Here is a 20074-nt window from a genome sequence, read left to right as displayed (position 1 = left end):
TGTCCCGCACAGGGGCACCGCGCCGGCCCGCCCGCAAAACCCACCGAACCAAGTCGGACCGCCGCATCGCACGCCGCCGTCGCTCCCACGGATGTGCATCGCCCCCGAGGGGCCGTTCCCGGATGGGACCGAGGAAGGCCGCTACAAGCCGTCGCGCGGGATCGAGGCCGGCGCGAGGCCGGCGACCACTACATGGTGTGGGTGGGCTTCTCGGAAGTCAGCGAGCCCGCCAGCAGGGTCTCGATCTTGCCCTTGACCGCCTCGCCCTCGCCGGTGTCGGCGAACTGCACGCCGACCCCGGCGGTGCGGTTGCCCTGCGCGCCCGGCGGCGTGACCCAGACCACCTTGCCGGCCACCGGCAGGCGCTCGTTGGACTCGGGCAGCACCAGCAGCAGGAAGACCTCGTCGCCGATGAAATAGCGCTTCGGCGTCGGCACGAAGATGCCGCCGTACTTCAGATAGGGCATGTAGGCGTTGTACAGCGCCGCCTTGTCCTTCACCGTCAGCGACAGGATGCCCTGCCTCGCGCCCGCTCCGGTTGCACCCATGCTCATCTCCTCGTTGCGGGCCCGCCGCGCCGGCCGCCGGCGTCGTGCCAGCCCAGCAGCAGTTCCGTCACCGCGAGGTCGGCGCGTACCGTGGTACGCAGCAGGTCGCGGGTCCGGTTGGCGGCGTCGAACCACGCAGCAAGCCTGCGGGTTCGCATGGGGTCGGTCAAGTCGGCCGCCTGCCCGGCGGCGACGTCCGCGGCATGGCGCAGGCGCTGCGCCGCGGCGTCGTCGGCGGTCCAGCGCCGCGCCGCTTCCGGCGCCGCCAGTTCGCCGCGCACGAGCGCCGCGAGGTCGGCGGCCACCTCGCGGCGCAGGGCCATGCCGCCGTCGCGCAACCAGGCGTCGGCCAGGCCGGGGTGGCCGCGGGCGGCATCCAGCGCCTCCTCCGCGGCGACCGGCGCATGGCCCTGGGCGAGCAGCCAGCGCAGCGCTTCGGCGCGCGGCGGCAGGCGGAACTCGAGGCGCTGGCAGCGGCTGCGGATGGTCGCCGGCAGCCGCATCGGGTTGGCCGCGACCAGCCACAGGTAGCGGCCCGGCTGCGGCTCCTCGAGGGTCTTGAGCAGGGCATTGCAGGCGGCGTGGTTGATGGCGTCGGCCGGATCGACCACGGCGACCCTGGCGTCGCCGTACTGCGGCGTCAGCGTGAATTTCTCCGAGAGTTCGCGGATCTGCTCGATCACGATCTCGGTCCGCAGACGGCTGCCGTCGCGGGTGGGGATGAAGCCGATGGCGAGATGGTCCGGATGGGTGCCCGCGGCGAAGAGCTGGCGCGCGCGCGGGTCGCTGTCGCAGCGCAGCACGTGCTGCGCGAGCCGCTCGGCCACGGCGCGCTTGCCGAGCAGCGCGGGCCCGCAGAACAGCAGCGCGTGTCCCATGCGCCCGCCGTCGATGGCCTCCAGCGCACGATCGTGAACGCGCTGCTGCCAGGGCGCGAGCTCCGCGCTCACGGTCGCACTCCCGGCGCGTGCGCGCGCCACTGGCGCAACTGCCGCACCGCTTCGGCGGCGACCGCCGCGGCCGGCTGCGCGGCATCGACGATGCGGAAGCGCTCCGGCTCCGCTGCCGCGCGCGCACGGTAGGCGCACCGCACGCGCTCGAAGAACTCGTCGCGCTCGCGCTCGATCCGGTCGGGCCGGGGGTCGCGGCCGCGCGCGCGCGCGCGGCCGCTGGCCACGTCGATATCCAGCAGCAGGGTCAGGCCCGGCCGCAGGCCCACCACGTGGTGCTCGAGCGCGGCGATGAACGCCGGATCGAGGCCGCGGCCGCCGCCCTGGTAGGCATAGCTGGAATCGGTGAAGCGGTCGCAGAGCACCCAGGCGCCGCGCTCCAGCGCCGGCCGGATCGTCTCGCGCACGTGCTGCGCGCGCGCCGCGAACATCAGCAGCAGCTCGGTTTCCGCCGCCGGCGGCTCGTGGCCGGGATCGAGCAGCAGCGCGCGGATCATCTCGGCCAGCGGAGTGCCGCCCGGCTCGCGGGTGCAGACCACCTCGTCGCCGTCGCGCTGCAGCGCCTCGCGCAGCGCCGCGAGCACGGTGGTCTTGCCTGCGCCCTCGCCGCCCTCCAGCGACACGAAGCGCGGATGCGCCGGCTGCACCGTCATTGCGACGCCGCGCCGTGGCGTTCGCGGTAGCGGCGCACGTACTCGCGTACCGCGGCACTGTGCTCGGCATAGGTGCGCGAGAACACGTGCCGGCCGCTGCCGTCGCCGACGGCGACGAAGTACAGGGTGTCGCCCGGCTCGGGCCTGGTCGCGGCGCGCAGCGCTTCCACGCCGGCCATGGCGATCGGCGTCGGCGGCAGGCCGTCGCGGGTGTAGGTGTTGTACGGCGTGTCCGCCAGCAGGTCGCGGCGGCGGATGTTGCCGTCGTAGGCGCTGCCGATGCCGTAGATCACGGTCGGATCGGTCTGCAGGCGCATGCCCGCCTGCAGCCGGCGCACGAACACGCCGGCGATCTCGCCCCGCTCGGCGGCGATGCCGGTCTCCTTCTCGATGATCGAGGCCAGGATCAGCGCCTCCTCGGGCGACTGCAGCGGCAGGTCCGGCGCGCGGTCCTCCCAGGCGGCGCCGAGGGCCCGCTCCAACGCCTCGCCGGCACGGCGCAACAGGTCGAGGTCGGTGTCGCCGCGGGTGTAGAGATAGGTTTCCGGCAGGAACCGCCCCTCCGGGTGCACGCCGGGCCGGCCCAGGGCCTCCATCAGCGCGGCATCGTCCAGCCGTGGCGAAGCCTGCCCCAGCGGCTCGGCGCGCGCGAGCGCGGCGCGCAGCTCGCGGATGTTCCAGCCCTCGACGATGGTGAAGCGGTGGCGGATGACCTTGCCGTCGCGCATCCGCAGCAGCAGCTCGCTGGCGCTGATCCCGGGCTCGAGCGCGTACTCGCCGACCTGCAGGCGCCCGGCCGCCCCCAGGCGCCGCGCCAGCAGCCGCCACTCCAGCTCGTGGCCGTCGCGCACCCCGGCCTCGCGCAGCTTCGCCAGCACGCGCTGGAAGGAGTCGCCGCGCTCGACGAAAAGACTGTCGCCGGCCTCGATCCCCGAGAGCGGGCCGTCGACGAATGCCTGGTAGCGCGCATGGCCCCAGGCGAACAGCGCCCCGGCGACCAGCGCGGAGCCCACGAACAGCGCGAACAGCAGGCCGCGGCGTCGGCGTGGCGCCTCGCTCATCGCCTGCTCCTGATCTTGCGGGGAACGGATGTCATGGGCATCAGGATACCGCGCCCGGCGTTTCGCAGACCCGCGGCGCGGCGGCGCCAACGCTCATTCCGCCAGTGCCCGCAGCATGCCGCGCGCCTTGGCGCGGGTTTCCTCGAGTTCGCGGCCGGGGTCGGAGTCGGCGACGATGCCGGCGCCGGTGCGGAAGCGCACCGCGTCGCTCTCGACCTCGGCGCTGCGGATCAGGATGTTCAGGTCGAGATCGCCGTCGCGGTTCAGCCAGCCCATCGCCCCGGTGTAGGCACCGCGCCCCGCGCGCTCCAGCTCGGCGATGATCTGCATGCAGCGCACCTTCGGGCAGCCGGTGATGGTGCCGCCGGGGAACACCGCGGCGATCACCGCGCCCGGGGTGACCTCCGCGCGCAAGCGTCCGCGCACGTTGCTGACGATGTGGTGCACCTGCGCGTAGCTTTCCACCGTCATCAGTTCGTCGACCTCGACGCTGCCCGGGACGCAGACGCGGCCGAGGTCGTTGCGCTCCAGGTCGACCAGCATCACGTGCTCGGCGCGCTCTTTGGGGTGGCCGACCAGCTCACGCACCCGCGCGGCATCGTCGTCGCCCTGCAGCCGCGCGCGCGTGCCGGCGATCGGCCGCGTCTCCACCAGGTCGCCACGGGTGGACACCAGCCGCTCCGGCGAGGCGCTGACCACGGCGGCGCCGGGACCGGCGAACAGGCCGGAGAACGGTGCGGGGCTGATCCCGCGCAGCCGCGCGTACAGGCCGGCCGGATCGGGGGGCGCTGCGAAGCCCGCCTGCCAGGCGCGCGACAGGTTCACCTGGAACACGTCGCCGGCGGCGAGGTAGTCGAGGATCCGGCCGACCCCGGCGAGGAATGCATCCGGGTCGTCCTCGCGCAGCGTCGCCGGTGCTCGCCACGGCGGCAGCGCAGCGCTGCGCGCGGCGGCGGCGGCATCGGCGACCACGGCTTCCAGCAGTCCGGGGCATCCAGGCTCGGCCAGGGCGATGCACTCGCCGGTGGCGTGGTCGCGCAGGATCGCCGCCGGACAGCGCAGCGCGCACGCTACGGGCAGCGCGCCCGCGGCCGCGGGCAGGCGCAGCACCGGCTCGACCTGTGCCGCCAGTTCGTAGCCCAGGAACAGCGCCCAGCCGCCGCGGAACGGCCAGCGCGGCTCCTGGCGCGGCAACCGCAGCGCGCCCCAGCGGGCATCGAGCGCCTCCAGGAACGTCCCCGCGACGGCGCCGCCCGACTCGTCGCGGGAGAGGCCGTCCGGATCGAGCCGCAGCGCCTGCCCGTCCGCCGCCAGCAGCATGTCCCAGCGCGCCTGCGCGGTGCCGTGCGCCACCGACTGCAGCAGCATCGGATAGCGGCGCGGGGCGAGCCGGTGGACCGCCAGCAGGTCGGTTCCCGGGGGCAACGGTCGGGTGATCAGCATGTCGGGTCTGTGCGGCCCTGGGCGGGAAAGGAAAGCCGGAAAGCGCAGGGATCGGCACCGGGCCGGCCGCCCCCGGCAGAGAGGGCCGGCGCGCGATGCGCCGCCCCCGTTCCGATCCTGCGCGGCGCCTGTGCCGGCGCGGATACGCCCGGAGCCAGGCCCGGGCCCGAACCGGACCGGCGCCGGGCCGGGCGCGCCCTCGGGGCTCAGACGCGTCCGAACACCAGCGTGCCGTTGGTGCCGCCGAACCCGAACGAGTTCGACAGCACCACATCCACCTTCGCCTCGCGCGCGGTGTGGGGCACGTAGTCGAGGTCGCAGCCTTCGGACGGAGCGTCGAGGTTGATCGTCGGCGGCAGCACGCCGGTGTGCAGCGCCATGGCCGAGAACACCGCCTCGACGCCGCCCGCGGCGCCGAGCAGGTGGCCGGTCATCGACTTGGTGGAGCTCACCGCGGTGCGCCGGGCGTGGTCGCCCAGCGCGCTCTTGACGGCCATGGTCTCGGCGAGATCGCCGGCCGGGGTGGAGGTGCCGTGGGCGTTGATGTAGCCGATCCGCGCGATGTCGACGCCGGCATCGGCGATCGCGTGGCGCATGCAGCGCGCGGCGCCGTCGCCGTTCTCGCTCGGTGCGGTCATGTGGTAGGCGTCGCCGCTCATGCCGAAGCCGATCAGCTCGGCGTAGACGCGCGCGCCGCGCGCCTTGGCGCGCTCGTACTCCTCCAGGATCAGGATGCCGGCGCCGTCGCCCATGACGAAGCCGTCGCGGCCCTCGTCCCAGGGGCGCGAGGCGCGCTCCGGGTCGTCGTTGCGGGTCGACAGCGCCTTCATCGCGCAGAAGCCGCCGAGCGAGGTCGGGGTGGTGGCGTACTCGGCGCCGCCGGCGATCATCGCGTCGGCGTCGCCGTACTGGATCATGCGCATCGCCAGGCCGATGTTGTGGGTGGCGGTGGTGCAGGCGGTGACCGCGGCGATGTTGGGCCCCTTGGCGCCGGTCATGATCGAGACCTGGCCGGCGATCATGTTGATGATCGTGCTGGGCACGTAGAACGGCGAGACCTTGCGCGGCCCGCCCTCGTGGTACTTGATGGTGGTTTCCTCGATGCCCTTCAGGCCGCCGATGCCGGCGCCGATCGCCACGCCGATGCGGTCGGCGTCGGACTCGCGGATCTCGAGACCCGCGTCGGCGATCGCCATCAGCGAGGCGGCGACGCCGTAGTGCACGAAGGGATCCATCTTCTTGACGTCCTTCGGCGCGATCCACGCCGACGGATCGAAGTCCCTGACCTCGCCGGCGATGCGCGTGGCGAAGCCGGAAGCGTCGAAATGGGTGATCGGCCCGATGCCGGAGCGGCCGTTGACGATCCCGTCCCAGCTCGAGGCCAGGTCGTTGCCTACCGGCGACAGGATGCCCAGACCGGTGATGACCACGCGTCGCTTGGACATGGAACACTCCTCATTCGGTTCGTTGCGCGGCACCCGGAAGGCGCCGCGCCGGAAACGCACGAGGCCGCGTGCGCGGCCCCGGGGTCTGTCGCCGCCGCGCGTCCGCACAGGCGGCGGGCGCGCGGCCGGGACGACGGCGACGCCCAGCGGGGCCGCCATCGTCGCCGAACGCCGTTACGATTTGACGTGGGCCTTGATGTAGTCGATGGCCTGCTGCACCGAGGTGATCTTCTCGGCTTCCTCGTCGGGGATCTCGCACTCGAACTCCTCCTCGAGCGCCATCACCAGCTCGACGGTATCGAGCGAGTCCGCACCGAGGTCGTCGACGAAGGAAGCGCTGGGGCTGACCTCCTCTTCCTTGACGCCCAGTTGCTCGATGACGATTTTCTTGACGCGTTCTTCGATGCTGCTCATACGGGTTTCGCTCCGGGGAAGGCCCTGACGGCCGACTAGTTTAAGGGAAAGGCGGGCGCTCGGCGATGGATGCCGAAGCCCGTTCCGGTTCAAGGGCTTATGGCCCCTGGAAAGCGCTCACGCCATGTACATGCCGCCGTTGACGTGAAGGGTCTCGCCGGTGATGTAGGCGGCCGCGGGACCGGCGAGGAAGGCCACCGCGCGGGCGATGTCCGCCGGCTCGCCCAGCCTGCCCAGCGCGATCTGGCCGAGCATCGCCTGCTTCGCATCCTCGGGAAGGTCGCGGGTCATGTCGGTGGCGACGAAGCCAGGCGCGACCACGTTGACGGTCACGCCGCGCGAGCCGATCTCGCGGGCCAGCGACTTGCTGAAGCCGATGATGCCGGCCTTGGCCGCAGCGTAGTTGGCCTGTCCGGCATTCCCGGTCAGGCCGATCACCGAGGCGATGTTGACGATGCGGCCCTTGCGCGCCTTCATCATCCCGCGCATCACCGCCTTGCAGGTGCGGTAGACGCTGCCGAGATTGGTATCGATGATCGCCTGCCAGTCCTCGTCCTTCATCCGCATCAGCAGATTGTCGCGGGTGATGCCGGCGTTGTTGACCAGGATTCCGATCGCGCCGATTTCCTTGCCGATGGCCTCGATCAGCGTCTCGACCGCGGCACCGTCGGTGACGTCCAGGACCCGGCCGTGCCCGCCCGTCGCGGCGAGGCGCTCGCCGATGGCGCGCGCGCCGGCCTCGGTGGTCGCGGTGCCGACCACGGTCGCGCCCTGCGCCGCCAGTTCGTCGGCGATGGCGGCACCGATGCCGCGGCTGGCGCCGGTGACCAGGGCGATCTCGCCTTGGAATGTCTGTGTCATGGATGGCTCCCTGCTGCTGCGGCGGCGTTCGCGATGGTCCGCGCAACGCCGGCGTCGATGGAAATCCGCGCGCGCCGGCCGCTGCCGGTCAGCGCGCCCACGCCGCGAGCGCGGCGTCGAAGTCGGCCATGGTACCGAGCGGGCGCGCGTCGAGCGATCGATCGATCCGCTTGACCAGCCCGGCCAGCACCTTCCCTGGCCCGCATTCGGCGATTCGCACGACGCCGCGGCCCGCCAGTGCCTGCACGCAGCCGGTCCACTGCACCGGCAGGTACAGCTGGCGCACCAGCGCATCGCGGATCGCGCGCACGCCCTGGTGCACCTCGGCGTCGACGTTCTGCACCACCGGCAGCGCCGGCTCGCGCCACTCCAGGCCGGCCATGGCCTCGGACAGGCGATTGGCGGCATCGCGCATCAGCGGCGTGTGCGAAGGCACGCTGACCGCGAGCTTGACCGCCTTGCGCACCCCCCGCTCCGCCAGGATCGCAAGCGCGCGGTCGACCGCGGCGGCGTGGCCGCCGATGACGATCTGGCCCGGCGAGTTGAAGTTCGCGGGGACGACCACTTCGTCCCCCGACGCCTGGGCGCAGACCTCGGCGACCAGCGCATCCTCGGCGCCGAGCACTGCCGCCATGGCGCCGGTGCCGGCGGGCGCCGCGGCCTGCATGAGCTGCCCGCGCAGCCGCACCAGGCGCGCGGCATCGGCCAGCGACAGCGCTTCGGCCGCGACCAGGGCGCTGTATTCGCCGAGGCTGTGCCCCGCGAGCACCGCCGGCCGCGCGCCGCCGCACGTGCCCCACAGCCGCCACAGTGCGACCCCCGCGGCGAGCAGCGCGGGCTGGGTGAATTCGGTGGCGTTGAGGCGCTCCTCGGCGCCCGGCTGCGCCAGTTCCCACAGGTCCACGCCGGCGCCGTCGGACGCCTCGGCGAAATCCTCGCGGACCGACGGGTACTGCACGGCGAGATCGGCCAGCATGCCGCTGGCCTGCGAGCCCTGGCCGGGAAACACGAAGGAAAGCTGGGGATCGGTCACGCGTCCATCCGGCTGCAAAGCGGGCGCACGATGATACGTGGCCGGGCGCCGGGCTGTCTGTACCACGGCGTATGTCGCGCCGGGCATCGCAACGGCGTGCAGGCGGAGGGACGGCTCAGTAGCGCAGCAGCGCGGAGCCCCAGGTAAAGCCGCCGCCGAACGCTTCCAGCAGCACCAGCTGGCCGCGCTGCACCTTGCCGGAGCGCACCGCCTCGTCGAGCGCCAGCGGCACCGAGCCGGATGAGGTGTTGCCGTGCTTGTCGACGGTCACGACCACCCGCTCCATCGGCATGTCCAGGCGCTTGGCGGTGGCCTCGATGATGCGCAGGTTGGCCTGGTGCGGGATCAGCCAGTCGATATCGTGGCGGTCCAGGCCGTTGGCGGCCAGCGTCTCCTCGACCACCGAATCGAGCGCCTTGACCGCATACTTGAACACGTCGCTGCCGGCCATGCGGATGCGCACCCCGGCGTTCTTCTCGTCTTCCCTGAAGCCGACCGACACCCCGACCGGGTTCCACAGCAGCTCCTTCTTGCCGCCGTCGGCATGGAGGTGGGTGCTGAGGATGCCGGTCTCGGTGTCGGCCTTGAGCACCACCGCGCCGGCGCCGTCGCCGAACAGCACGCAGGTGGTGCGCTCGGTCCAGTCGACCATCCGGGTCAGGGTCTCGGAGCCGACCACCAGCACGGTCCTGGCATCGCCGCTGCGGATGAACTTGTCCGCCACCGACAGCGCGTACAGGAACCCGGAACAGGCGGCGTTGACGTCGAATGCGCCGCAGCCGTTGGCTCCGAGCCGATGCTGCAGCAGGCAGGCGGTCGACGGGAAGATCAGGTCGGGCGTGGTGGTGCCGAGCACGATCAGGTCCAGCTCGTCCGCCTCCACCCCGGCCGACTGCAGCGCGCGCACCGCCGCATGGTAGGCGAGGTCGCCGGTGGTCTCGCCGTCGGCGGCGATGTGGCGCTGGCGGATGCCGGTGCGCGCGGCGATCCACTCGTCGCTGGTGTCGACGATCTTCGACAGATCGTCGTTGGTCAGCACCTTGGCCGGCAGGTAGCTGCCGGTACCGGCGATGCGCGAGTAGACGCGCGGAGTCGAACCCGATTCGCTCATCTGGGAGGGTGTCCTCGGCCGGAATGCCCGGCGCCGGCGGCGCGGGCGGTTGCGAAGGGACCGGGCCGGGGCCGCGGCTCCAGGGGGCGCACCGGACCGCCGCGGCGGCCGGCGCGCGCGGCCATCAGTCTTCTTCGGCGACCTTCGACCGGACCTGGATCACCTGCTTGCCGCGGTAGTAGCCGTCGGCGGTGACGTGGTGACGCACGTGGATCTCGCCGGTGGTCGGATCGGTCGACAGCTGCTTCGCCGACAGCTTGTCGTGGGCCCGGCGCTGGCCACGGCGGGAGGGAGAGACGCGGGATTTCTGCACAGCCATGGGAACGCTCCAGCAACAGATTCGTGATGTTCAGTGTTTCTTCAATGCCGCCAACGCCGCGAACGGGTTGGCGCGCGCTTCCTCGTCCTCGGGCGCCGGCCAGTCGCGCTCGACCGCTTCCGACCCCGGCGCCACCGGCACCAGCGGGACGGCCATGATCAGCTCGTCCTCGACCAGCTCCGCCGGGCGCATGCGACCGTCCTCGGCCAGCAGCAACGCCTCGTAGCCCGGCGGCAGCGCGGCCTCGTCGGCCTCGTCGCGGATCAGGCCGAAGCGCTGCTCGATCCGCACCGGATGCAGGAACCGCTGCAGCGTGCGCTGGCACAGCAGCGGCAGCGCGGCCTCGATCCGCAGTTCCGCATACGGCACCCGCAGCGCATCGCGGCCGAACTCCAGCGAGAAGACCGCCTCGCCGGCATGGTCGAGCACCGCCCCCTCCAGCCGCGCCATGCCGGACAACGGCAGGCGCCCCTCGAACACCCGATCCGCGGCGACCATCCGCCACGCATCGACTACCTCGGGCACTTCCGCGGACATAAGAGGCGGAATGTTAGGCGCCGCCCCGGCGGCTGTCAAACCCGGGCTGCGGCCGCCGCGTGCCGCAAGCCCTTGTCCTCCCGGGCAATTTGCCCCGCTACCGGCGCCGCGGCAGACTGGCCGTCCGCTCAGGGGGACCACCGACTTGCTGCCGATTCTCGTCCTGCTCTCGACGGCCGCCGTGCTGGCGGCCTGCTGGCTGCTGTTCAGGCGCCGCCGCAGCGGTCGCCGCCAGCACGTGCTCTCGGGCCTGCTCGATGCCGCCGACGCGCTCGAGGACCGGCTGCGCGCCGCGCGCGCCGAGATCGAGGCGGTGGCCGGCGACGAGCAGAATCCGGTGCGCGAGGCGATGCAGGAGATGCTGCGCCAACGCCTGTGGCTGCAGCAGTACGGCGCGGATGCGAGCGTGGAACAGCTGGAGACGGTGCGCCGGTCGATCGACGCCGCACGCCAGCGCATCGACCAGCAACTGCTGCAGATCGAGCGCGCCCGCGCGCCGCTGCACTGAGACCCCGGCGTCATGCGGCTGGTGCTCGCCTCCACCTCCCCCTACCGCCGGGCGCTGCTGCAGCGCCTGGGGCTGGCCTTCGAGGTAGTGCGGCCGGAGGTCGACGAATCGCCGCGGACGGGCGAGTCGCCGCCGGCGCTGGTACGGCGGCTGGCGCGCGCCAAGGCGGCCGCGGCCGCGGCACCGGGCACCTGGTCGATCGGATCCGACCAGCTCGCCGAACTCGACGGCGCTCCGATCGGCAAGCCCGGCAGCCGCGAAGCCGCCTGCAGGCAATTGGCGATGATGTCCGCGGCGCGGGTACGCTTCCTGACCGCGGTGGCGCTGCATCATGGCGACGGCCGCTGCCTGGAGGCCCTGGACGTGACCGAGGTGCGCTTCCGCGCCCTGACCGGCGCGGAGATCGAACGCTATGTCGACGCCGAGCGGCCGCTCGACTGCGCGGGCAGCTTCAAGGCCGAAGGCCTGGGCATCGCGCTGTTCGAGACGATCTCCAGCCAGGACCCGACGGCACTGGTCGGCCTGCCGCTGATCGCCACCGCCCGGCTGCTGCGCGAAGCGGGATTCGCCGTTCCCTGACCCGCGCTACTCGATCAGCAGCGGCTGCTCGCTCCAGTCCTCGACGCTGCGGTCGCGACCATGCAGGCGCAGCCCCAGCCAGTAGCGGCCGGGCGGCAGCGGCACGTCGGTGCCGACCGTGGCGCGGAAACCGACGTCCGGATGCGAGGGATCGGCCGAGGTTCCCCAGTAGCCCGCCACGCCCGGCGCCGGCAACCCGTACTCGGCCTCGGCGACGACCTCGCCGTCGAGCGTCACTTCCACGCGGTACAGGCCGACGCCTTCCTTGAAGGCCCAACCGGTGACCTCGAACGGCCGCTGCACCGTGGCCCCGCCCACCGGCGCGTCGATCCAGGCCAGCGCCGGGGTCACGCATGCGCCCCCGCCCCGCTTCGTGGCGCCGTCCAGGGCGAACAGCAGGAAGCGCTGGCGCCCGTGGTCGATGTTCAGCACGCGCGGCGGCGGCAGCGGCCCGACCCGTTGGCAAAGCGCCTGGTATCGCTGCAACAGCTCGCGATAGGGCACGTCCGTAGCGCCGACCACCAGCAGCACCGGCGCGTCCCCCCAGTCGGAACGGCCGCGGGTGTGCAGGCCCCAGAGCTGCAGCTGCGGAGCGCGCCCGTGGGCTCGGTTGAGCGGATGGTCGAGCACCGGGATCCGCGGGTCCTCCAGCGCGAAACCGAGTTCGGCGCCGATCTTGAAGTTGCCAGCCACGATCCGCGTCTCCGGCGGCATCCCGGCGCGGGCCTCCTCCACCGCCTCGGCGAGCGTGCTCCAGCCGGCGAAATTGGACGGGTACCACTTGAGCGCCGCGCTCTGCGCACGCACCCCGGGGATCGAGACCGCCAGGTAGTAGCCCAGGATCGACGCCAGCCCGGCGGCGGCCAGCGCCCAGGTGGCGCGGCGGAGCCAGCGCGGCCAGGCGTCGAGCAGCGCCGGAAGCAGCGGCAGCAGCGCCAGGTACCCGGGCAGCGGCCAGTGGAAGCTCACCCGCTCGGTGTCGGCGAAGAAGCCGAGGCCGAAGAATCCGCCGACCATCAGGCCGCCCAGCAGCGCGAACAGCCGCGGCACCGCAGCGCCGCCGCGCAGCGTGCGCCAGGCAGCCCACAGCAGCGCGGCGAACAACAGCGGGGTGACCAGCAGCATCTGCAGCGGCAGGAACAGGATCCCTTCCGGATGCAGCGCCCAGGGATGGCGGTCGACGAGCTGGAAGCGTAGGCCGGCCTCGGCGTTGTCGAGGTTCCAGGCCAGCAGCGGCACCCATGCGGCGGCGCCGAACGCCACTGCGATCCACACCCGCGGATCACGCAGCGCGCGCCTGCCCTCGGGCAGGCAGGCCAGGGCAACGAGACCGACCCCGATCACGGCGATGAAGCGGTAGTGGCTCAGCGCGCCGATCGCCAGGCCCAGCGCCAGCAACAGCGCGGCGTTGTAGTCCACCGTGCGCAGCAGGCGCGCCCCGGCATCGAGGCACAGCAGCGTGGCCAGGGCCATCGGCACGTCGGGCAGCGCCAGCAGGCCGAGGGTGCCGGCGAGCGGCAGCAGCACCGTGGCGCTGCCGGCCAGCCAGGCGCTGCGCTCGTCGAACTCGCGCTCCACGATCCGGACCATCAGCCACGGCAGCGCAGCGGCGATGAGCAGGAATGGCAGCCGCACCCCGAGATGGGTGTTGCCGGCCACCTCGACCCCGACGCGGATCAGCCACGCGGTCAGGCCGGGAAGGTCGGAGTATGCCCAGGCGGGATGCTGCCCTTCCTGCCAGTAGAACGCCTCGTCCACGAACAGCGGCAACTGCGTGGCGAGCGCCAGCTTGAGCAAGCACACGGCGCCCCACAGCCACAGGAATGCGCGGCGCGCCTGGAGGGTGCGCACATCGTCCCCACGCATGTCCACGGCATTCGGCATCCGCACGCGACCTCGTTACACTCGCTGGTGTGGTAATGGTTCGATCGGGCGTGTCCGGAACGTCGTGACGCGCATCGCAGTCTGGAGCCCCGCCCTCCACGCCGGAGATCGCCGATGTCCGTATCCCCCGCGCATGCCGACATGCTAACCGACGATCTGTTGAACGCGCTCAAGGCCGCGCAGCAGCAGGTCAACACCCTGGTGCTGGGCAAGGCGCAGGAAGTCCGGCTGGCGTTCGTCGCGCTGCTGTCCGACGGCCATCTGCTGATCGAGGACCTGCCCGGGCTGGGCAAGACCACCCTCGCGCATTCGCTCGCGGCGACCCTCGGGCTGGGCTTCCAGCGCGTGCAGTTCACCTCCGACCTGCTGCCCTCCGACATCATCGGCGTGTCGGTGTACGACGCGCAGAGCCGCAAGTTCGAGTTCCATCCCGGCCCGGTGTTCGCACACGTGCTGCTCGCCGACGAGATCAACCGCGCGCCGCCGCGCACCCAGAGCGCGCTGCTCGAGGCCATGGCCGAGCACCAGGTCAGCATCGACGGCAGCACCCACCGCCTGCCCGAGCCGTTCTTCGTGATCGCCACGCAGAATCCGCTGGACCTCGCCGGCACCTACCCCCTGCCCGACTCGCAGCTGGACCGGTTCCTGCTGCGGCTGAGCCTGGGATACCCGGGCCGCGACGCCGAGCGCGCGCTGTTGGCGGGCAGCGACCGGCGCGGCCTGATCGCACAGGCGCAACCGGTTCTCGATGCCGCGCAGGTGGTGCGGCTGCGCCAGGCCGCGCGCGCCGTGCACGCCAGCGACGCGCTGGTCGACTACGTCCAGGCCCTGGTCGAACGCAGCCGCCACCATGGCGGCGTGCGCGTCGGCCTGTCGCCCCGCGCCGGCATCGCCCTGCTGCATGCGGCGCGCGCCTACGCCCTCCTTCTCGGCCGCCGCCACGTGCTGCCCGAGGACGTGCAGGCGCTGTTCGCGGCTGTGGCATCGCACCGGCTGGTGCCCGAATCGGAGGCCGGCGACAGTCCGGCGCTGGCCAAGGCGATCCTGCATGCGGTCCCGGTGGACTGACCGCGCGCCGCCGCCGCGCACACGCGCGGGGACGGGCGGGCGGGCATGACGACGGCCACGCAGGCCGGCGGCCGCTGGCTCGCCGGCACCGTGCAGCGCCTGTCGCGGCTGGCGCGCCCGCGCGGGCCGGAGGCGCTGCCGGTCGTGTTCGATCGCCGCCGCGTCTACGTGCTGCCCACCCCTTTCGGCCTGTTCTTCTTCGTGCTGCTGGCGACCATGGGCGTCGGCGCGCTGAACTACAACAACAACCCCGCGCTGCTGCTCTGCCTGCTGCTGGCCGGCACAGCGATGGCCAGCCTGCTCGGGGCGCACCTGCAGCTGAGCGCGCTGGCCGTGCACGCGGCCGGCGCCGAGCCGGTCGCCGCGGGACGACCCCTGCAGTTGCGCGTCCACGTGCGCGCCGACCCGCGGCGGCAGCGCCGCGGGCTGCGCGTGGAGAGCGGGGCCGCGGCCGCCAGGCTATCGCTCGATCAGGGTGCCGGGGAGGCGGTGCTGGAGCTGCCGACCGTCGACCGCGGCTGGTACGACCTCGAACGCATACGCATCTCCACGACCCGCCCGCTTGGACTCGCGCGCGCCTGGGCCTGGGTATGGCCGGAGGCGCCGCTGCTGGTCTACCCGGCGCCGGAGGCGCACGGGCCGCCCTTGCCCGAAGGCGCCGGCGACAATGCCCAGGCACGCCTGCACCCTGCGGGCGACGACGTCCACCACCTCCGCGCCTGGCGCCGCGGCGACTCGCGCCGGGCGATCGCCTGGAAGCCGTCGGCGCGCCGCGACGCCCTGCTGGTCCGCGAGTACGAGCAGCCGCAGGGCGCGGACGTAGTGCTGGACTGGCGACAGCTGGGCCCGTTGCCCTGGGAGGACCGGATCCGGCGGCTCGCGCGCTGGGTCGACGAAGCCGAACGCGACCAGCGCCGCTATCGCCTGGTCCTGCCCAGCCAGCCCGCACTCGGGCCCGCGAGCGGCACCCAGCATCGCCACGCCTGCCTGCGCGCGCTGGCGCTGCTGCCAGCGGGACCGGCGCATGGCTGAGCGCCGGTCGCCGCCACTCGACGCCGGCAGCCGCGCCTGGGCGCTGGCCGCCACCATGGTCTGTCTGCTGCCGCTGCTGTTGCAGTTGCCGGGGCAGGCCGGCGCGGGGATCGGCGGCCTGGCGCTGCTGGTGGCCGCGGTCTCATGGCGCTACCGGGTGCCGGGCTGGCTGCGGCTGCTGCTGGCGCTGGCGCTGATCGGCCTGGTGCTGTCGACCTCGCGCTTCGTCTTCGGCCGCGATACCGGCTGCGCGATGCTGGCAGCGATGCTGGCGATCAAGCCGGTGGAGCTGTTCACGCTCCGCGACGGGCGCAGCCTGCTCGGGTTCGCACTGTTCGCGCCGTTCGCGACCTTCCTGCTCGACCAGGGGCCGCTGTCGCTGGCCCTCGGCCTCGGCGGAGCGGTGCTGGCGCTGGCCGCGCTGCTGCGGCTGGCGGAACTGGAGTCCGGCGACCCGGCGGGGAACGGCGCTGCGGCGCGTCGCCAACTGGCGACGGTCGGGCGGCTGATGGCCGTCGGCCTGCCGCTGGCGTTGACCGCGTTCTGGCTGTTCCCGCGGATCGGCACGCCGCTTTGGGGGGTACCGGAGCGCGCCGTGGCGCGACCGGGACTGTCCGACTCCATGACCCCCGGCGAATGGATCGACCTGCTCGCCGACGATTCCCCGGCGCTGCGGGTGCAGTTCCATGGCGCAGTCCCGACGCGCGAGCAGATGTACTGGCGCGGCCCGGTGCTGGTGCACTACGACGGGCGCAGCTGGACGCGCGCCGACTGGCTGGCCGGCCTGCCTCCGGCCGAATCCGAGCGCGGTTCGCCGGTCTGGGAGTACGACGTCGAGGTCGAACCCACCGACCGCCGTCACGTGGTCGCGCTGGAACTTCCGCTGGACGCCCCGGAGGGGGTACGCCTGGCCCACGACTACAGCATGGGCGCCGAGCGCCCGCTCAGCTCGCTGCGGCGCTGGCGCATGCGTTCGGCGCCACCGCGAACGCTCGAGCCGGAGCTGGGGCCGATGCTGCGCGGCATGGCGCTGCGGCTGCCCGAGGGCTTCAACCCCCGTGCGGTGGCGCTGGCGCGGCAATGGCGCCTGGAGGCCGGCGACGACGACGGCGCCATCATCGAGCGGATGCTGGACTGGATCCGCGGCGACTTCGCCTACACCCTGGCCACGCCGCTGCCGGGCCGGCACGCGGTGGACGAATTCCTCTTCGAACAGCAGCAGGGATTCTGCGAACACTACAGCTCGGCGTTCGTGGTGCTGATGCGGGCGGCCGGAATCCCGGCGCGGGTCGTCACCGGATACGTCGGCGGGTATTACAACCGCTTCGGGGACTACTGGGTGGTGCGGCGGATGGATGCGCACGCCTGGGCGGAAGTCTGGTTCGAGGGACGCGGCTGGGTGCGCGTCGACCCCACCGCGGCGGTGGCGCCGGAGCGGATCTACGACACCATCGAGGACCTGCCGCCGGGCGCGTTCGAGTCGCTGGTGCGCATGCGCCCGGTGTTGGACTTCGGCGACTGGATGCGGCGCGGCTGGAACGACTTCATGCTGGGCTTCGACGCCGCCCGCCAGCAGCGCCTGCTGCAGCCGTTCGGCATCGACCGGCTCTCGCCGCAGCAGCTGATCGTCCTGTTCGCGGCGCTCGGCGGGCTGGCGCTGGCGTGGATGCTGTGGCTGGTGGCGCGCGGCGAGCGCGAGCGCGACCCGGTGTTGCGCGCCTGGCGCCGCCTGGGCCGGCGCTATGCGCGGCTGGGCCTGGGGCGCGAGGCGCACGAGCCGGCCGGGCGCTGGGTCTCGCGGGTGCTGGCCGCCCGTCCCGGCGCCACCCGGCTGGCGGCGCTCAGCGCACGTTTCGAACGATGGCGCTACGCTGATGGCGGTGGCGATGCCGACTCGGCCCGGGCCCTGGCCCGCGACCTGCGCGCCCACCGCCCCGACCGCACGCCGGCCCCGGAGAACTCCCGATGAAGACCCGCGCTTCCGCTTCCGTACTCCTCGCCGGTGCGCTGCTCGCCGGCTGCGCCACCCAGCCGGTCCCGCTGCGCGGCGACTATCCGGCGATCACCCCCGAGGACGCCGCCGCCGGCGACCGCACCGGTGCCAGCGTGCGCTGGGGCGGCCGCGTGATCGAGGTCGAGCCGCAGGCGGCGCGCACCTGTTTCACCATGCTGTCGACCCGGCTGGATGCCAGCGGTAGGCCGGACCGCGCCAGCGAGGCCACCGGCGGCCGCTTCCTGGCCTGCCGCCCCGGCTTCTACGATCCGGCGGTATTCGCCGTCGATCGCGAGGTCACCTTCACCGGCCGCATCGAGGGCTACGAGAACCGCAGCATCGGCGAATACGACTATCGGTTCCCGCGGATCGACGCGGACGTGGTCTACCTCTGGCCCGAGCGCGAGGACGTGCGGGTGATCGTGCACCACGACCCCTACCCCTGGCGCGGCTGGTGGTGGTGGTAACGTCCGCGCCTGGCGCCGCCGCTCAGGCGGCGCCGAAATGCCCGAGCTGTGCGCCGGCCAGCAGGTGCAGGTGCAGCTGGTACACCGTCTGCCCGCCGTGGCCGTTGCAGTTCATGACCACGCGATAGCCGGCTTCGGCGAAACCCTCGCTGCGTGCGTACTCGGCCGCGGCCAACGCCAGGCGGCCGATCAGCTCGGCGTGTTCCGGTTTCGCCGCATCCAGGGTCGGAATGGTCTGCTTCGGCACGAACAGCACGTGCACGGGCGCCTGCGGGCCGATGTCGCGGAACGCGACCAGGTGTTCGTCCTCGTAGACGATCTCGGCCGGGATCTCGCGGCGGATGATCTTGTGGAAGATGGTGTCCATGGGCGGGAATCGGGAATCGGGAATCGGGAATCGTAGCGCAAGCGATCCCGCACCTCTTGCGCCGGGCGCAGGTCGGCACGGAAGACGGCGCTCTACCGATTCCCGATTCCCGATTCTCGATTCCCTGCCTTCAGGGCACCTCGCTCCGGCTCCCGAACGCGTGCGAGAGGGTGCCGCGGTCGACGTACTCGAGTTCGCCGCCCAGCGGCAGGCCGTGCGCCGGCCGGCTCGGGCGCACACCGTGCTGGCGCGCGAGCTGCGCCAGGTAGTGGGCAGTGGCCTCGCCCTCGACCGTGGGATTGGTGGCGACGATCAGTTCCTGCACCTCGCCCTCGCCCAGCCGCGCCACGAGGCGGTCGAGACCGAGCTCGCGCGGGCCGATGCCGTCGAGCGGGCTGAGACGGCCCTGCAGCACGTAATACAGTCCCCGGTAGTCGGTGGCCTGCTCGATCGCCAGGCGGTCGGCGGGGGATTCCACCACGCACAGCTGGTGCCGGTCGCGCGAGGCGCTGGCACAGACGGGGCAGATCGCTGCCTCGCTGAAGTCGCGGCAGCGTTCGCAGTGGCCGACGCGCTCGATCGCCTCGGCCAGCGCAGCCGACAGCCTGGCACCGCCCTCGCGCTGGCGTTCCAGGACGTGGTAGGCCATGCGCTGCGCGGTCTTCTGGCCAACGCCGGGCAGCACGCGGAAGGCTTCGATGAGTCGTTCGAGCAGCGAGACGGTCATGTGCGGAATCCGTCCTGCTGCGCGGGCACCGGGGTCGGAGAACAGGGAGACGCGCCTGCCCGCCGCCGCGCGCGCCCGAACCCTGAACCGCGGAGCCGGCCCTGCCCGTCCGCAAGGCCCACCGAACCGGAGCCGCAACGGCCCGGCAGGCTCCGCTCCACGTCGCATGGAGCCCGCATGCCGGCGCCCGTCAGAACGGCATCTTCATGCCCGGGGGCATGGCCATGCCGGCGGTCGCCGCCGCCATCCGCTCCTGCGACTCGGCGTTGACCTTGTTGACCGCGTCGTTGAACGCGGCCGCCATCAGGTCCTCGGCCATCTCCGGATCGGCGAGCGCGCTCGGATCGATCCGCACCTTGCGGCACTCCATGCGGCCGGACAGGGTGACGCTGACCATGCCGCCGCCGGCGCCGCCGGTGACCTCGATGTTGGCCAGCTCCTCCTGGGCGCGCTGCATGTTCTCCTGCATCTTCTGCGCCTGCTGCATCAACTGGGCGATGTTTCCACGCATGGGGGCTACCTCGGGCTGGTGGGAAGGCTGCGGATGCCGGCGCGGGCGAATCGGGCCGGCGTGCATTGTCGTCTAGCGTTCGTCGAGCGGACGGATCGAGTCCGGCACCACCTGCGCGCCGTGCTGCGTCATCAGCCGCTGCACGTCCGGATCGTCGAGGAATGCGCTCTCGGCGGCGTTCTGGCGGGCGTCGCGCTGGCGCGCATGGCGCGCGTGCAGGGTCTCGGCTCCGCCATCCGCCGCCGCCTCGAAGCGAATCTGCGGGACGCCGCCGAAGCGCGGCGCCAGCGCCTGGGCGAACTGGCCGATCAGGAACGGCGTCTTCAGATGGTCGTCGCTGGCCGGCAGCGCCAGCCGCAGCACGCCGTCGGCATAGCCCACGAACGCGGTGTGCGCTGCCAGCTCCCGGACCGGGCCGCGCAGCGCCAGCCCGCCGAGCAGGTCCGGCCAGCGCTGGGCGTCGATCTCCATGGCGGCGACAGCGGGCGCTGCCGCCGCGGAGACCGGGGCCGCGATCGGCGGCGGCGCCTCCTGCTGCGGCTGTGGTTGCGGCTGTCGCTGTT

Annotated in this window: 22 protein-coding genes and 1 pseudogene; 6 read left to right on the top strand and 17 right to left on the bottom strand. The window is 72.8% G+C overall.

Annotated features, from left to right (window positions below):
* Positions 1-188: 188 nt before the first annotated feature.
* The 12 genes from H0E84_RS11095 to H0E84_RS11040 all read right to left on the bottom strand — a co-directional run bounded on the left by H0E84_RS11095 (position 189) and on the right by H0E84_RS11040 (position 10375).
* Positions 189-548: a PilZ domain-containing protein gene (locus tag H0E84_RS11095; protein WP_180678716.1), complete on the bottom strand. Its 360-nt coding sequence runs from the start codon at positions 546-548 to the stop codon at positions 189-191.
* A 2-nt stretch (positions 549-550) separates the two neighbouring features.
* Positions 551-1498, bottom strand: coding sequence for a DNA polymerase III subunit delta' (locus H0E84_RS11090; protein ID WP_180678715.1), 948 nt, complete (start codon positions 1496-1498; stop codon positions 551-553).
* Positions 1495-2145, bottom strand: coding sequence for a dTMP kinase (gene tmk, locus H0E84_RS11085; RefSeq protein ID WP_425600483.1), 651 nt, complete (start codon positions 2143-2145; stop codon positions 1495-1497). The genes H0E84_RS11090 and tmk overlap by 4 nt, the downstream gene beginning before the upstream one ends.
* A gap of 2 nt (positions 2146-2147) precedes the next feature.
* Entirely contained in the window at positions 2148-3212 is a 1065-nt protein-coding gene (gene mltG / locus H0E84_RS11080; protein ID WP_180678713.1) for an endolytic transglycosylase MltG, read from the bottom strand.
* 93 nt (positions 3213-3305) lie between these two features.
* Positions 3306-4655 carry an aminodeoxychorismate synthase component I gene (locus H0E84_RS11075; RefSeq protein ID WP_180678712.1) on the bottom strand — a complete coding sequence of 450 codons (1350 nt, stop codon included), beginning with the start codon at positions 4653-4655 and terminating at the stop codon, positions 3306-3308.
* 206 nt (positions 4656-4861) lie between these two features.
* A complete protein-coding gene (gene fabF / locus H0E84_RS11070; RefSeq protein ID WP_180678711.1) occupies positions 4862-6100 on the bottom strand; it encodes a beta-ketoacyl-ACP synthase II in 1239 nt (412 codons plus the stop codon).
* Between the two features lie 174 nt (positions 6101-6274).
* On the bottom strand, positions 6275-6514 hold the full coding sequence (gene acpP, locus H0E84_RS11065) for an acyl carrier protein (protein ID WP_149194087.1): 240 nt from the start codon (positions 6512-6514) through the stop codon (positions 6275-6277).
* A gap of 117 nt (positions 6515-6631) precedes the next feature.
* Positions 6632-7375, bottom strand: a complete 744-nt coding sequence (fabG, locus tag H0E84_RS11060) for a 3-oxoacyl-ACP reductase FabG (RefSeq protein ID WP_180678710.1) — start codon at positions 7373-7375, stop codon at positions 6632-6634.
* Positions 7376-7463: 88 nt separating this feature from the next.
* Entirely contained in the window at positions 7464-8408 is a 945-nt protein-coding gene (gene fabD / locus H0E84_RS11055) for an ACP S-malonyltransferase (protein ID WP_180678709.1), read from the bottom strand.
* Positions 8409-8523: 115 nt separating this feature from the next.
* Entirely contained in the window at positions 8524-9519 is a 996-nt protein-coding gene (locus H0E84_RS11050) for a beta-ketoacyl-ACP synthase III (protein ID WP_180678708.1), read from the bottom strand.
* 124 nt (positions 9520-9643) lie between these two features.
* On the bottom strand, positions 9644-9838 hold the full coding sequence (rpmF, locus tag H0E84_RS11045) for a 50S ribosomal protein L32 (protein ID WP_180678707.1): 195 nt from the start codon (positions 9836-9838) through the stop codon (positions 9644-9646).
* A 30-nt stretch (positions 9839-9868) separates the two neighbouring features.
* Complete coding sequence (locus H0E84_RS11040; protein ID WP_180678706.1) at positions 9869-10375, bottom strand: YceD family protein; 507 nt, start codon at positions 10373-10375, stop codon at positions 9869-9871.
* Positions 10376-10520: 145 nt separating this feature from the next.
* Between H0E84_RS11040 and H0E84_RS11035 the strand changes: the two genes are divergently transcribed.
* Together H0E84_RS11035 and H0E84_RS11030 are read left to right on the top strand one after the other, a co-directional pair.
* Positions 10521-10883 carry a hypothetical protein gene (locus tag H0E84_RS11035; protein WP_180678705.1) on the top strand — a complete coding sequence of 121 codons (363 nt, stop codon included), beginning with the start codon at positions 10521-10523 and terminating at the stop codon, positions 10881-10883.
* Positions 10884-10895: 12 nt separating this feature from the next.
* The gene (locus H0E84_RS11030) at positions 10896-11462 is read left to right on the top strand and encodes a Maf family protein (protein ID WP_180678704.1); all 567 of its coding nucleotides are present in this window, start codon (positions 10896-10898) and stop codon (positions 11460-11462) included.
* A gap of 6 nt (positions 11463-11468) precedes the next feature.
* Here the strand turns inward: H0E84_RS11030 and H0E84_RS11025 are convergent, their stop codons facing one another.
* Positions 11469-13328 (bottom strand): glycosyltransferase family 39 protein, encoded by a 1860-nt coding sequence (locus H0E84_RS11025; protein ID WP_180678703.1) that lies wholly within the window; start codon positions 13326-13328, stop codon positions 11469-11471.
* Between the two features lie 132 nt (positions 13329-13460).
* Between H0E84_RS11025 and H0E84_RS11020 the strand changes: the two genes are divergently transcribed.
* From H0E84_RS11020 to H0E84_RS11005, 4 genes are read left to right on the top strand one after another with little or no spacing between them, the layout of a single operon-like run.
* Positions 13461-14414 carry an AAA family ATPase gene (locus H0E84_RS11020; protein ID WP_257644187.1) on the top strand — a complete coding sequence of 318 codons (954 nt, stop codon included), beginning with the start codon at positions 13461-13463 and terminating at the stop codon, positions 14412-14414.
* 45 nt (positions 14415-14459) lie between these two features.
* A complete protein-coding gene (locus H0E84_RS11015; RefSeq protein WP_180678702.1) occupies positions 14460-15446 on the top strand; it encodes a DUF58 domain-containing protein in 987 nt (328 codons plus the stop codon).
* Positions 15439-17415 carry a transglutaminase TgpA family protein gene (locus tag H0E84_RS11010; protein ID WP_180678701.1) on the top strand — a complete coding sequence of 659 codons (1977 nt, stop codon included), beginning with the start codon at positions 15439-15441 and terminating at the stop codon, positions 17413-17415. Before H0E84_RS11015 ends, H0E84_RS11010 begins: the two co-directional genes overlap by 8 nt.
* Positions 17412-17906: a Slp family lipoprotein gene (locus tag H0E84_RS11005; protein ID WP_180678700.1), complete on the top strand. Its 495-nt coding sequence runs from the start codon at positions 17412-17414 to the stop codon at positions 17904-17906. Before H0E84_RS11010 ends, H0E84_RS11005 begins: the two co-directional genes overlap by 4 nt.
* A 22-nt stretch (positions 17907-17928) precedes the next feature.
* On the opposite strand, the gene H0E84_RS11000 is transcribed toward H0E84_RS11005, so the two are convergent.
* The 4 genes and pseudogenes from H0E84_RS11000 to H0E84_RS10985 all read right to left on the bottom strand — a co-directional run.
* Positions 17929-18273 (bottom strand): histidine triad nucleotide-binding protein, encoded by a 345-nt coding sequence (locus H0E84_RS11000; RefSeq protein WP_180678699.1) that lies wholly within the window; start codon positions 18271-18273, stop codon positions 17929-17931.
* Between the two features lie 130 nt (positions 18274-18403).
* Positions 18404-19000, bottom strand: a complete 597-nt coding sequence (recR, locus tag H0E84_RS10995) for a recombination mediator RecR (RefSeq protein ID WP_180678698.1) — start codon at positions 18998-19000, stop codon at positions 18404-18406.
* Between the two features lie 190 nt (positions 19001-19190).
* Positions 19191-19511: a YbaB/EbfC family nucleoid-associated protein gene (locus H0E84_RS10990; protein ID WP_180678697.1), complete on the bottom strand. Its 321-nt coding sequence runs from the start codon at positions 19509-19511 to the stop codon at positions 19191-19193.
* Between the two features lie 72 nt (positions 19512-19583).
* Positions 19584-20074, bottom strand: a pseudogene (locus H0E84_RS10985) (DNA polymerase III subunit gamma/tau); the annotation flags it as partial.

The organism is Luteimonas salinisoli, from assembly GCF_013425525.1.
Lineage (GTDB): Bacteria > Pseudomonadota > Gammaproteobacteria > Xanthomonadales > Xanthomonadaceae > Luteimonas > Luteimonas salinisoli.
The sequence above is the reverse complement of the archived record's forward strand: the minus strand, read 5'-3'. Positions and strand labels throughout refer to the sequence as shown.